The sequence below is a fragment of the Lactobacillus apis genome (assembly GCF_002837055.1).
GTDB lineage: Bacteria > Bacillota > Bacilli > Lactobacillales > Lactobacillaceae > Lactobacillus > Lactobacillus apis.
In genome coordinates, this window is record NZ_PDKP01000004.1 from 1 (window position 1) to 13,996 (window position 13,996).

Genomic DNA, 13,996 nt, shown 5'->3' on the forward strand with positions numbered 1-13,996 from the left:
GTTGTTAGAACGGCGGTATTTTTCAAGCACATATTTATCTAAAGTGCCGTCAGCACGTCTAATTCTAACTGTATTGGCATCAACGTACTCAACAGTACCTGCTGCCTTAGCAACAATTGCAGCACCAGAGTCATGCGCAGCACGGTATTCCATACCAGTACCGACAAGACAACTGTGTGGATCAATCAATGGGGCAGCCTGACGTTGCTGGTTAGCACCCATCAATGCACGGTTAGAGTCATCGTTTTCAAGGAAAGGAATACATGCAGACGCAACCGAAACAACTTGCTTAGGAATAACGTCCATGTAGTCAATCTTATCAGGACTAACTTCGACGTTGTCTTCCTTATGACGTGCCAAAATTAAATCGTCCTTGAAAGAACCATCTGGATTTAATTTAGTGTTTGCACCGGCAATAATGAAGTTATCTTCTACATCAGCTGTTAAGTAGTCAATCTTATCAGTAACTTTATGCGTCTTCCATGAAACACGACGATATGGTGTTTCAATGAAACCATATTTGTTAATAACTGCGTATGATGCAAGAGAGTTAATTAACCCGATGTTTGGTCCTTCAGGAGTTTCAATCGGGCAAAGACGACCGTATTGGGTATAGTGAACGTCACGAACTTCATATCCAGCACGGTCACGAGTTAAACCACCAGGCCCTAAAGCAGACATACGACGCTTGTGCGTTAATTCGCCAAGCGGGTTATGTTGGTCCATGAACTGTGAAAGTTGTGATGAACCAAAGAATTCTTTGATGCTGGCAACAATAGGTCTAATGTTGATTAATTGTTGTGGTGTAACAGTTGAAGGATCCTGAATTGACATTCTTTCACGAACAACACGTTCCATTCTTGCCAAACCAATTCTAAATTGATTTTGTAACAATTCACCAACACGACGAATACGACGGTTACCTAAGTGATCGATGTCATCAGTGTCACCAATACCATCTTGTAATAAGAAGAAGTAGTTAATTGATGCCAAAATATCTGCTGGAGTTAAGTATTTAATGTCCTTATCGATGTGACCATTAGAAATCAACTTAACAACGCGTTCAGGGTTAGTCTTTGAATATACCTTAACTTCTTGAACAACAATTGGGTCAGGTAAGACGCCTTCTTTTGAAGGTTCATAAGTAACCATCTTGAAGTCATCACGGTCAAGATACTTTTCTAAGCCGTCCATTACTTCATGAGTAACAACAGTACCCTTCTTAACAATAATTTCACCAGTATCTGGATCAGCTAAAGTTTCTGCTAAAGTTTGACCGTAGAGACGGTTCTTTAATGATAACTTCTTATTAACCTTGTATCGACCAACAGGGGCTAAGTCGTAGCGACGTGGGTCAAAGAAACGGGCATATAAGAGGGACCGTGAAGAATCAGTTGTCTTTGGTTCACCTGGGCGTAGACGCTCATAGATATCCTTTAAGGCTTCAGCAACACGTGAATCTGCTGGATTCTTGTGTACATCTTTATCCAAAGTGAATTGCAAAGTATCACTTTCACCAAAGATATCGATAATTTCGTCATCTGAGCCAATTCCTAAAGCTCTAATTAAAACAGTCAAAGGCAGTTTACGAGTACGATCAACACGTACATAAGAAACATTCTTAGCATCTGTTTCATATTCTAGCCATGCACCACGGTTAGGAATAACAGTTGTGCCGAAGATCTCTCGACCATTCTTATCATAGTCGCCAGAATAGTAGACACTTGGTGATCTAACTAATTGGGAAACAATAACTCTTTCGGCACCATTGATAATGAATGAACCAGATTCAGTCATTAAAGGTAAATCGCCGAAGAAAACATCTTGGGTCTTAATTTCACCAGTTTTTTGGTTAGTCAGTTTTAAGGTAACGTGCATTGGTGCAGCATAAGTTGCATCATGATCACGCGCTTCATCAACAGTATACTTTGGCTTTTGCAGTTTATAGCCAACGTACTCAAGCGAAAGCTTACCTGAAAAGTCACTAATCGGCATAATGTCGTCGAAGACTTCCTTAATACCTTCATCCAAAAAGTTTTGGTACGATTCGGTTTGAACATCTGTCAAGTTAGGTAGCTTCAGTACTTCTTTAATACGTGAAAAGCTACGTCTTGTTCGATGCTTACCGAAGTTCACTACGTGTCCATTTAACAAGGAGAAAACATCCTTTCTGTCAGAGAAAGCTAATATTACATTTTGGTTACAATTTCAAAAAGCGGGATTTTTAAGCATAAAAAAGACAAAAACAACCTCTGTCGTTTTTGTCCTTTATTATTCTGCTGGACAATATATCAGCAAAATCCTGAAAATCAGCCTTTTTAATCACGCACTAATATAGCAAATGATAACTGATTTGTCAATTGTTTTACTTAGAGCCAACTAGATTTTTTGGTTCTGCTTTAACTATTTCAAATTTTAATTTGTCATGGTTACAACCAATTTTGAGAAGATCGCCATCACCAAGTTCACCAGTAATTAGTTTTGAGGCAATTTCGTCTTCAATATCCTTTTGAATTGCACGGCGCAAAGGTCTTGCACCCATCTCAGGATTATAGCCATCTTTAGCAATTTTATCCAAAGCAGCACGTGAAATTTTCAATTGCACGCCTTGCTTTTGCAAACGGACAATCAACTTATGAGTAAGTAGAGTGACAATTTGACGTAATTGTTTCCGGTTAAGCTCATCAAAGATAATTGTTTCATCAACTCGGTTTAAAAATTCCGGACGGAAAAACTGTTTAAGCGCTTGACGAACACGATCTTTACGCATTTCAACTTGGCTTGAATTGTCAGCATTAAAGCCGACTTCTTTGGTATCAAATAAAGAACGCGAGCCTAAGTTGGAAGTCATAATAATAATTGTATTCTTAAAGTCTACTTTGCGTCCCTTTGAATCGGTCAAAAAACCATCATCAAGTACTTGCAATAGTAGGTTAAAAACATCAGGGTGGGCTTTTTCAACTTCATCCAGCAAAACTACAGAATATGGGTGGCGACGAACCTGTTCGGATAATTGTCCACCTTCATCATAGCCAACATAGCCTGGAGCTGAGCCAATCAGCTTACTATTAGCAATTTGATCCATGTATTCAGACATATCAATTCTGATTAAGTTATTCTCTGAACCAAAGATTGAAGCCGCAATTGCTTTGGCTAGTTCTGTCTTACCAACACCTGTTGGGCCCAAGAATAGAAATGAACCGATTGGACGATTTTCATCCTTAATTCCACTCCTACTACGACGAACTGCGCGACTAACTGCACGAACTGCATCCTCTTGTCCGATAATGCGCTTATGCAAATCTGCCTCCAGATTAGCCAGATGCTTTGATTCATCACGATTCATTTGAGTAACAGGTACGCCTGTCCAGTTTGAAACTACCTTAGCAATATCTTCTGGTTGCACTGTAGACTTTTTACTAGTCGCACTTTCCAATTTAGCGTTTAACTTATCTTGGCGTAATTGCAAACTATTTTGTCTATCTTGAAGCTGAGCCGCTTTGACAAAATTCTGATTAATCGCAGCTTGATTTTTTTGCTCTATAACTTTTTTAATTTGTTCATTAAGTTGAACCAGCTGGTTATTTGAGCCTTTACCAGACTTGATTTTGACAGCTGCACTAGCTTCATCAATTAAGTCAATTGCTTTATCCGGCAAATAACGGTTAGATATATAGCGACTTGATAAATCAATTGCATTCTCAAGGGCCGCATCAGTAATTGTGACATGGTGAAACTTCTCATATTTTGGTTTCAAGCCACTTAAAATAGCTAGTGTCTCTTCCTTAGAAGGTTCATTTAGACGCACTATTTGAAATCTACGTGCTAATGCTTGATCTTTTTCAACATACTTTTGGTACTCGTCAAAAGTTGTTGCACCTATCATTTGAATGTCACCACGTGCAAGTGATGGCTTCAAAATATTAGCTGCATCAATTGATCCTTCGGCTCCACCAGCACCAATTAAGGTATGCATTTCGTCAACAAACAGAATAATTGTTCCGTCATCAACAATTTCTTTGATGATTTTCTTCAGTCGGTCTTCAAACTCACCACGATATTTAGTACCAGCAACAAGACCTCCCAAATCAAGTGAGATGACTTTTTTGTTCATTAGGTCATGTGGCACTTTTTTATTAACTATTGCTGTCGCAATCGCTTCAGCAACAGCTGTCTTACCGACTCCCGGTTCACCGATTAGAACTGGATTATTCTTATTACGCCTTGATAAAATTTCAATCACACGAGCGACTTCTTTATCTCGCCCAATCACTGGATCGATTTTGCCATTTTCTGCTCGTTCATTTAAGTTAACTGACACTTGATCAAGGGTTGGCGTTTTGCTTTGCGAATTAGTGGAATTACTATAATCCGCACCATTAAAACTTGACCAACCACTATTATCAGATTGATCATTATCATCAATATTATCGATATCTTCACCTAGCGAGTGTAATAAATCATTGCGCAAACCAGGAAGATCTATGTTCAAATTTCGTAAAATTACAGAAGCAAGAATCTGTTCATTGAGAATCAAACCAAGCAAAATATGACTGGTTTTAATTTGAGCTGAACCTTCACGTTCAGCTAAGATTCCTGCATAAGATAACGCCATACTCAAACGAGGTGACATTTCCATATAAGTAGATTTACCTGCCGAACCATAGCCGGTATAGCGTTCAATTTCTTCACGGATAGCCGTTGGCGTTGCGCCCCATGCGCGCAAGTTTTTACCTGCTTCACCATCAGATTCGATTACCATCGCAAGCAGTACGTGTTCCGTACCGATTAAACGATGATGAAAGCTCTGTGCCTGTTCACGTGCAATTTCTAAAACTTGATTTGCACTTTTGGTATAGGATTTTTTCATCATAGCACCACCTTTAAAAACGATGTGTATCCACTATAAACTTTTTGGCTGAATTGTAAAATATTTTGTTTCAAGTAAAGTGCTTTTAGCGTAAAAACATTGCCACCATTATAGCAAAGACTAGCTAATGATGCTAATTTCAATTTTCTTAATATAAGTGCTTTTACAAATGTTTTATTTTAGTTAAACAAAATACCTTGATTGTAGCAAAAGATTCACTATATAAGTAGATTAGTTTAGGTACGAGTAATATAAATTTCTATTCACTTACTAATCGATTTCAGAATCGTATGTACTCAATTAACCTTATTTATAATTAAATTTGTGTACAATAAAAAGCAACCTAAAAAGTTGCTTTTTTGTACAAATAAATTTAACTAGCTATTTTTTTGTTTAAGATATTGTTCATACAAAAAGTTCTCTTTACTAATAATATCTAGTGTCAGGATATCAGTGATTTTGATTGGGTCGGATCTAACCTGGTCCATCAAATTATGGTCTTTACAATATTCTGTTTGATCAATTAATACCTTTTGCGTGTCAACAGAAATTATTTTTACAGTTTCCTCATATTCATCTTCAGATTCAGCTATGGTGACATAAAAGCCGTAATTACAACAATAATTTAATAAAGTAATGATATCATTATGTGGAATATCATTATATACTTTTTGTAAGTTTAATCTATCATATTCATCTTGTTTTTTTAGGTAGTCAATATAGAAATCAAACATTCTTGTATGACTATCATTACATACTAATTTTTCAATTTCTGTCTTTTTATATAAAACATAACTATCTAAACTGCCAACATCGTCTACAACTTCAAAGATATAGTATTGTCCTAGATCGGCAATCATATATCCTACTGCAAATATATAACTATCTTGTGATTTCCCATAAATTTTCACTAACTCCCTTTTATTAAGGTAGTTATTCCAATCTTTTTTGTTGATTATCATGCAAAATCTCCTTTATTTGCTATGCTTCAAGTTTTTTTCTTTTCAGGTTTACATTTCCTAGATTGCCCATATTGATATCTGTTTTTGTTCGCCTTAGACAGATGGATTTTATAATCTTTAAATACAAAGTAACAAGAATGGTAGTGTTGTCCTGGCTTTATAACCATTACAGTTATAACACTTGCTGGCTTTGCCTAAAATAGTTTAACCCATTTTGAGCTAATTTCAGAAAATTCGAGAAAACAAAAATGCCTTTATACCAGCGTTTAAACCATCTGACATAAAGGCAAAATCTCATTTATCGGGAAAACAGGATTTGAACCTGCGACCTCTACGTCCCGAACGTAGCGCTCTACCAAGCTGAGCTATTTCCCGGTTAACAAAAAAACTCACCAAAGCGGTGAGTTTTTTCTGTTTCTCTTGGAGCGGAAGACGGGATTCGAACCCGCGACCCCCACCATGGCAAGGTGATGTTCTACCACTGAACTACTTCCGCAAGAACAAATATTATTATAGCAAATCAGTTATCTTTTTCAACCCCTTTTTTCAAAAAAATCACCAAAAAATCTCCGATTATTATATAATTATAGCTAAAATACACTTATAGATTTAAAGGAAAAATTATGCAAAATGAATTGGAGAAATTAGTTGATCTGCCAGAAGGAAAGCTCGTTTTTACTAATGAGCAGATTCAATTCTTATTAGACAATATTGGCAATTTGAATCCACATATTAGAGATAACCTTGTCTACACCCTCTTTGCACGTGGCTTTTCAGAAAATGCATTTAAACAAAAACAGATTCAGGTAATTATCGACAGTTTTATTCAGAACAGAGGTCTTTTTAGACAAATTAATCAACCAGAAAACGATGCCGTTTTTCTAAGAACTTTCAGTGCCTTACTTGGCGCACTCATTTTAGAATCAGATAATGACAAGCCAATCTTAACAGATAGTGAACGTCAATTACTTTTTGACTGGAGCATTAGGTATCTAAAAGAAGAAAAAGATTTTCGTGGCTATGTGACAAACAAAGGTTGGGCACACAGTGTCGCGCATGGAAGTGATTTTCTGGGTGCTACTTTGAGTCACCATGATTTCAAGCCTAAGAGTGTAAGTGCAATATTTGAAGTAATTACGAGTATTTTCCAAAATTTAAAAAATCCATTTGTTGATGATGAAGAACAGCGAATAGCATTTGCTTTTTTTCAAGGCGTTCATTTCCAAAAGATAGCTTCAGCCGACTTTAATTCATTTGTTGACGACTTCGATAAGAAAATTTATCAGCAGCTTTTACATGATGATCGTGCTAACTGGTATTTCTTGAGTTCGTGGTTTAGGTTATTACAAAATTGGTATTTTTATTTTTCTACCAATAAGGAAGTTCAAGATAATCTACTTTCGAAAATAACTGCCTATAACGAAAAAATGGGTTTTGCATTGTAGGCAAACTAAAAAAGAATCCTTAAAGAAGGATTCTTTTTTAGTAGTGTCATTAGCTAGCTTACTATAGTGCTAGCAAAACCATTATTTATTATTTCCTTTTTTCTTCATGTCTTCTTCGACTTCGCGCTCAATATCTTCAATTCGCTCTGGACGCATTGTTGGGAATAGTAAAACATCCCTAATTGCAGGCGCATCAGTCAAAAGCATTACAAGACGGTCAATTCCGATTCCCAATCCACCTGTTGGCGGCATACCGTATTCCATAGCACGTAAGTAATCTTCATCAATCATATCAGCTTCATCGTTTCCAGCTTCACGTTCTGCCATTTGTGCTTCAAAACGCTCACGTTGGTCATCTGGATCGTTTAGTTCTGAAAAGGCGTTACCGTACTCTTCACCCATAATGTAAATTTCAAAACGATCAGTAAAGCGTGGATCATCAGCGTTCTTCTTAGCAAGTGGTGAAATTTCAACTGGATGACCATATACAAAGGTTGGGTCAACAATTGTTTCTTCACAGTACTTTTCAAAGAAGGCATTGATAATATGACCAACCTTCCAAAAGCTTTCAACTTTAATATCATGGTCTTCAGCAATTTTGGTTGCTTCTTCAACGCTCATCTCTTGCCAGAAATCAACACCGGTCTTTTCCTTAATTAAGTCAACCATATGTACACGACGGAATGGTTTACCTAAGTCAATTTCAGTGCCTTGGTATGTGACTTTACCGTCATCAGTAACAACATTTGCGGCAGCACGAATAATTCCTTCTGCTTCATCCATGACATCATGGAAGTCCCAATATGCGGCATAAGTTTCAAGCTCAGTAAATTCAGGGTTATGATGGGTATCAAGACCTTCGTTTCTGAAAACTCGGCCAATTTCATAAACGCGTTCCATATCACCAACAATTAAACGCTTCAGAGGTAACTCCAAAGCAATTCTCATGTAAAGGTCAATATCAAGGGCATTGTGGTGAGAAATAAATGGACGTGCTTCTGCACCACCAGGGATGTTGTGCAAAACTGGTGTTTCAACTTCCAAAAAGTCCTTGTTGTTTAAGAAGTCGCGAATTGCTTGGATAATCTTAGTCCGATTAACAAAGCGCTCATAACTTTCATGATTAGTAATTAAGTCAAGGTAACGTTGGCGATAAATTTGTTCAACATCCTTTAAACCATGATACTTATCAGGAAGTGGACGCAAGGCCTTAGATAAGAAGGTTACATGAGTTGCACGAATTGTTAATTCGCCAGTATCAGTTTTCATGACTTCACCGTCAATTCCTAAGAAGTCACCAATATCTGATTTTTTGAAAATTTGGTAGTTTTCTTCACCAACAATATCCTTACGAACATAAATCTGGATTTTGCCAGTGCGGTCATATAAGTCAGCGAAGCCAACTTTACCCTTACCTCTTTTAGCGAGCATTCTACCAGCAACCTTAGTTTTAGGTAACTCACTGTTTAATTCGTCTTTGTCTTCTTTAGTGTACTTTTCATTTAAAGTACGAGCCAAATCTTGACGGTCGAATTTTCTCATGCCAAATGGTTCAATTCCGTTTTCACGAAGTTCTTCCATCTTTTGGCGACGAACGATTAATTGGTCATTCATTTCACTTTTAGCCAATTATTTTTCCTCCATTATCTTTCACTTTAATTTCTTGCGACCTTTTGTGCCTGTCTCTTTTCATACTCATCAACAAAATTGTCAAGTAAATCGTAGACTTCTTGTGCAGTCCAAACTTCATTTATTTTAGCACGAGTCCGTGCTGAACGGGGAATTCCTTTTAAATAATATGCAGCTTGTTGGCGAAATTCCGGCACAGCAATCTTTTCACCTTTAAGCTCAACTAAGCCTTGGAGTTGATGCTTAGCAGTTGCTACACGTTCACGAACTGTTTGAGGCGGTAATTTTTCACCTGTTTCCAAGTAATGAACCATATCTTTGACCATCCAAGGATTACCCAAAGCAGCTCGGCCAATCATGACACCAGTACATCCAATTTCATCTAGTGCCTTTTGGGCAAGCTCTGGCGTAGCAATATCACCATTAGCCAAAAACGGAATATCAAGCACTTGAGCAACATCATGAAGTGTTTCCCAGTCTGCTTCACCAGCATACATCTGCTTACGGGTTCGACCGTGCATTGCAATCATACTTGCACCAGCTTCTTGTGCAGCTAGAGCATTTTCAACTGCAAAAATATGTTTTCGATCCCAGCCAATCCGCATCTTAACTGAAACGGGCTTAGAAACATTCTGAACTACCTTATGAACCATTTGGTAGATCTTATTTGAGTCCAAAAGCCATTTTGAACCTGCATCAGTCTTAGTGATTTTAGGAACGGGGCAACCCATATTAATATCAATGATATCAGCATCAGTATGTTGATCGATATACTGCGCTCCCTCAAGAAGAGTCTCCTCTGTCCCACCAAAGATTTGAATACTCATGGGGTGCTCACGCGGATCCACTTTCATCATTGACATTGTCTTTTTATTACGATAAATAATTCCGTGATCGGAAATCATTTCGCACACAACTAAGCCTGCACCAAATTCTTTACAAATCATTCGAAATGCAGAGTTTGATACTCCAGCCATTGGAGCAACAACAACCCGATTAGGGATGGTTATTTCGCGAATTTTCCAGCTATTATCCACCTAATCATCCTTTCAAATACCTTAACATCATAACAAAAAGGGCCTCATAAGCAAAACTTCAACCTTTTTATTAAGAAAAAAATTGTAGAAACTTATTCATCAGCTCTTTGGTTCAAGAAAGAAGTCACAAGGGGCTGAACGATTATAGTAACGCAAAAATGCTTTTTTGCTTGTATCATCAACAGAAATATTGGTTACACCAGCATTTTGCATTTCACCAATTTTGGAAATTCCTGTGCTCTCCAAAATATTTTGGACTAATGAGCGTGAAGCAGTCCCATGGAAAACTAATACTACAGATTCGTTTACGTGTTTATTTACGAGATCATGCCAAAAGTCCATTAATCGATCAGCTAATTGACGATATGTTTCACCAGTACAATAATCACTATAGTTTTCAGTAAAATAGCCTAAATCATCAAAAGCTTGCGGATATTTTGCATGAATTTCAGCTGCAGGTTTACCATCCCAATTACCGTAGTTCATTTCCTTTAAGCGGTCATCGTAAATAATTTTATGCTTTCCTTGATCCAGTATTTCTGCAGTCTGTTTTGCACGGATTAAAGGACTAGCATAAACATAATCGATTCGCTCAATGTCAAAACTGTCACGTAAAGCTTCAGCCTGCTTAATTCCTGTTTCGTTTAATGGCAAGTTGGTACCCGAGCCGTTAATTGCAAGGGTTTTGTTAGTATCAGTTTGACCGTGACGAACGATATACACGTTTAGCATTAGTTACACTCCTTTAATTTCATTTAATTCAACTTCTTCATTATAATCAAAATTGCTAATTACCGCACCAAAATTTAATAATACGTGTGATTAATCTACAAATCTATTTCAACTTATTTTTTGGCTAAAATCGCCTTTAACTCATCTTCAGAAAAATCGTATTTTTCACCACAAAAGTTACAAGTCAATTCAGCACCATGATCTTTTTCAATCATTTCCTTTAACTGACTATTTTTCAGAGTTGTTAAAATGTCACCGTATTTTTCTTTTGAACAGTCACATTTGAATGCAACATCATCTTTTTCCAAAATCTTGCAGTCATCGCCCAAAATCTTCTTAGCCAATTCTTCAGGAGTCATGCCGTCTAAAAATGAACTGGAGAGTGCAGGTAAATTGTTAATCCGTTCAATCGTTTGATCAATTAGACTATCACTTGCACCAGGCAATGCCTGAAGCATAAAACCGCCTGCTGCGCCAATTGTGTTGTTTGGATTAACAAAAACAGAAAGACCAACAGCAGAAGGAATTTGCTCAGACTTAGTTAAATAGTAAGCAATATCTTCAGCGATTTCACCAGAAACAATCGGAACTTGACCAGTATAAGGTTCTTTTAGTCCTAAATCCTTGGTCACTTCAAGCCAACCTTTACCAACGGCCTTTTTAACATCAATATGACCATTTTCCTTAGGTGGCAAAGCAATATGAGGGTTTTTGACATATCCCTTAACCGTCAAATCAGATTTGGCGGTTACAATTGTTGGTCCCACTGGTCCATCACCTAATAGACGGATCGTTAACTCTTCTTTGTCAGTTAGTTCAGCGCCTGCTAATAGGACACCAGCAACTAATGTTCTTCCCAAAACAGCAGAAGAAGCCGACCAAGTGTCATGCCTAGTTTGTGCTTCTTGAACTAAATCATGGGCATTAATTGTCAATAAACGTAAGTTTTTAGTTTTATCAATTGCTTTAATTAAATAATCGTTCATTTTAATTCTCCTAAAAAAATAGAGCCTTTAAACAGGCCCTATTAATTATTAATCTTGAGGATGATCATCAGATGAATGATCAGCTTTATCTTCTGTAGTCTGTGAAGAATTTTGTTCTTCTGGAAATTCAAGTTTCTCTGGATTTTCTGGATTACGCTTTTCAGTTTCCTGATTCTTTTGTAATGGAGATTCAGATTTTTCTTCTTCAGAAGCTTTTTCTTTTCCTTCTACACCAGTTTCATCAGAATTAGCAACTGCCTTTTGATTTTCTCTCTTTTCAGCAGCAGCCTTAGCTTCTTCATAAGTAGAAGCCTTAGATTCACTTGGGTATTCTTCAACTGTCTTTTCAGGCATTTTACCAGTAGTGTAAAGCGACATAATCTGCTTTTCATCTAGAGTTTCATACTTAAGCAATGCTTCCGCAATAATACGGTGCTTTTCACGGTTATTCTTAACGATTTCAACTGCTTGTTCATGGGCCTCGTCAAGAATTTGCTTGACAGCTTCATCAATTTTGGCAGAAGTTGCTTCACTATATGGTTTAAAGCCGTAAGGATTAGTTTCGCCCTCTTTTTCGAGTTCAACCATTCCTAGCGAATCAGTCATACCGTAGTTGACAACCATACTATGAGCAATTTGTGTTGCTTGTTCAAAGTCGTTGGAGGCACCAGTTGATTGGTCACCAACCACAACTTCTTCACCAGCACGTCCACCCATTAAGCCGACGATTTGCTCCATTAATTGCTTCTTAGTTAGTAAGAACTGATCATCCTTAGGTAGCATTAAGTTATATCCACCTGTACGACCGTGAGGAACAATTGTAACCTTACGAACTGTCCGTGAATCACTTAGAACCAAACCACAAATCGAGTGTCCTGCCTCATGGAAGGCAACTCTTTGGCGCTCTTTCTTTGAGATCATGCTGTCACGCTTAGCTGGTCCAGCAATTACTCGATCTTCTGCTTCATCTAAGTCATTAGCAGTAATTTCATTGCCATTACGACGAGCAGCCAATAATGCAGCTTCGTTTAGTAAGTTAGCTAAATCAGCACCAACGAAACCTGGAGTTTGACGTGCAATTTCCTTTAAGTCAACATCATCTGCCAATGGCATGTTCTTGGCATGAACACGCAGGATAGCTTCACGACCACGAACGTCTGGCGAACCAACTAGAACTTTGCGGTCAAAACGACCAGGACGAAGCAAAGCTGGATCCAAAACATCAGAACGGTTAGTTGCGGCAATGACGATAACACCTTCGTTACCTTCAAAACCATCCATTTCAACTAACAATTGGTTCAAAGTTTGTTCACGTTCATCGTTACCGCCACCACTAGCATTACCGCCACGACGACGACCAATGGCATCAATTTCATCAATGAAAATGATACTTGGTGCGTTCTTCTTAGCATTAGTGAACAAGTCACGTACACGACTGGCACCAACACCGACGAACATTTCAACGAAGTCAGATCCCGAGATTGAGAAGAATGGTACGTTGGCTTCACCAGCAACAGCACGAGCAAGCAAAGTCTTACCAGTTCCCGGAGGACCTTCAAGTAAAACCCCAGACGGGATTTTCGCACCTAACTTGGTGAATTTGGCTGGATTCTTTAAAAATTCAACAACTTCAACAAGTTCCTGCTTTTCTTCTTCTTCACCGGCAACGTCTGAAAAACGAACCTTATTCTTCTTTGGATCTTCTGGCTTAACGTGAGAACGACCAAAGTTCATAATGCCGCCGTTACCACCACGGCCGCCACCGCCACTACTTTGACTAATCATCATCCAAAGCATGACAATGAACAGAATAGTTGGCACCAGCATTACAATGGTTGAGATCCAGTTGCCAGACTGCGATTCGCCTTGAGTGGTCATTTTTGTGCCACTCTTTTCAGCTAAGTTTTGAACATTCGACACACTCGAATCATTTTGAAGCATAGTTGTTGAGAAACGCTTCACTTTTGATCCAGAGCTACCATTAAAGAAGTCAAGACTGTTACTTGATTGGCTTTTAGTATCTTGGGCCTCTTTGTAACTACCTGATACAGTGTAAACACCGTTGGCAGGCTGAACGTTAAAGTTCTTTACCTTGCCGTCATTCAAATCTTTGACAAATTCCGAGTAGCTGATGTTCTCACTACCACCGGAATTATCGGTGCCACCAAGTGCCCAGTTGATTCCTCCTAATAATAAAAGGAAAACAACTATATAGAACAAGCCATTTGAAAACAGCCGATTCCGGTTATTTTTCATAAAAATCCTCCACAAAAGTTCCTAGAGATATACGAATAAAAGTTTAACACATATTTCAGTATCACTCTATTATTTTAAA

At 37.9% G+C, this 13,996-nt stretch carries 8 protein-coding genes, 2 tRNA genes and 1 pseudogene; 1 reads left to right on the forward strand and 10 read right to left on the reverse strand.

The window, feature by feature from the left end; all coding sequences use genetic code 11:
* The 5 genes and pseudogenes from CRG87_RS04665 to CRG87_RS04685 all read right to left on the reverse strand — a co-directional run.
* A pseudogene (locus CRG87_RS04665) lies at window positions 1–2,154 on the reverse strand (DNA-directed RNA polymerase subunit beta); the annotation flags it as partial.
* Window positions 2,155–2,365: 211 nt separating this feature from the next.
* Window positions 2,366–4,870 carry an ATP-dependent Clp protease ATP-binding subunit gene (locus CRG87_RS04670; RefSeq protein ID WP_074425757.1) on the reverse strand — a complete coding sequence of 835 codons (2,505 nt, stop codon included), beginning with the start codon at window positions 4,868–4,870 and terminating at the stop codon, window positions 2,366–2,368.
* Window positions 4,871–5,247: 377 nt separating this feature from the next.
* A complete protein-coding gene (locus CRG87_RS04675) occupies window positions 5,248–5,832 on the reverse strand; it encodes a hypothetical protein (RefSeq protein ID WP_074425758.1) in 585 nt (194 codons plus the stop codon).
* A gap of 301 nt (window positions 5,833–6,133) precedes the next feature.
* Window positions 6,134–6,207: transfer RNA gene (locus CRG87_RS04680), tRNA-Pro, on the reverse strand.
* Window positions 6,208–6,253: 46 nt separating this feature from the next.
* Window positions 6,254–6,328: transfer RNA gene (locus tag CRG87_RS04685), tRNA-Gly, on the reverse strand.
* A gap of 127 nt (window positions 6,329–6,455) precedes the next feature.
* Here CRG87_RS04685 and CRG87_RS04690 point away from each other — a divergent pair.
* Complete coding sequence (locus CRG87_RS04690) at window positions 6,456–7,277, forward strand: DUF2785 domain-containing protein (protein ID WP_074425759.1); 822 nt, start codon at window positions 6,456–6,458, stop codon at window positions 7,275–7,277.
* An 81-nt stretch (window positions 7,278–7,358) separates the two neighbouring features.
* Here CRG87_RS04690 and lysS read toward each other — a convergent pair whose 3' ends face one another.
* The 5 genes from lysS to ftsH all read right to left on the reverse strand — a co-directional run bounded on the left by lysS (window position 7,359) and on the right by ftsH (window position 13,917).
* Entirely contained in the window at window positions 7,359–8,906 is a 1,548-nt protein-coding gene (lysS, locus tag CRG87_RS04695; RefSeq protein WP_074425760.1) for a lysine--tRNA ligase, read from the reverse strand.
* Between the two features lie 26 nt (window positions 8,907–8,932).
* Entirely contained in the window at window positions 8,933–9,943 is a 1,011-nt protein-coding gene (gene dusB, locus CRG87_RS04700; protein WP_074425761.1) for a tRNA dihydrouridine synthase DusB, read from the reverse strand.
* Between the two features lie 99 nt (window positions 9,944–10,042).
* A complete protein-coding gene (locus CRG87_RS04705) occupies window positions 10,043–10,675 on the reverse strand; it encodes a histidine phosphatase family protein (RefSeq protein WP_074425762.1) in 633 nt (210 codons plus the stop codon).
* A 113-nt stretch (window positions 10,676–10,788) separates the two neighbouring features.
* Complete coding sequence (gene hslO / locus CRG87_RS04710; RefSeq protein WP_074425763.1) at window positions 10,789–11,661, reverse strand: Hsp33 family molecular chaperone HslO; 873 nt, start codon at window positions 11,659–11,661, stop codon at window positions 10,789–10,791.
* A gap of 48 nt (window positions 11,662–11,709) precedes the next feature.
* Complete coding sequence (ftsH, locus tag CRG87_RS04715; protein ID WP_074425764.1) at window positions 11,710–13,917, reverse strand: ATP-dependent zinc metalloprotease FtsH; 2,208 nt, start codon at window positions 13,915–13,917, stop codon at window positions 11,710–11,712.
* Between the last annotated feature and the right edge of the window lie 79 nt (window positions 13,918–13,996).

What these genes read in the sequence shown, in the direction of transcription:
- CRG87_RS04670 (WP_074425757.1), bottom strand. Translation starts at nt 4,870, where the DNA reads ATGAAAAAATCCTATACCAAAAGTGCAAATCAAGTTTTAGAAATTGCA.
- CRG87_RS04675 (WP_074425758.1), bottom strand. Translation starts at nt 5,832, where the DNA reads ATGATAATCAACAAAAAAGATTGGAATAACTACCTTAATAAAAGGGAG.
- CRG87_RS04690 (WP_074425759.1), top strand. Translation starts at nt 6,456, where the DNA reads ATGCAAAATGAATTGGAGAAATTAGTTGATCTGCCAGAAGGAAAGCTC.
- CRG87_RS04705 (WP_074425762.1), bottom strand. Translation starts at nt 10,675, where the DNA reads ATGCTAAACGTGTATATCGTTCGTCACGGTCAAACTGATACTAACAAA.
- hslO (WP_074425763.1), bottom strand. Translation starts at nt 11,661, where the DNA reads ATGAACGATTATTTAATTAAAGCAATTGATAAAACTAAAAACTTACGT.
- ftsH (WP_074425764.1), bottom strand. Translation starts at nt 13,917, where the DNA reads ATGAAAAATAACCGGAATCGGCTGTTTTCAAATGGCTTGTTCTATATA.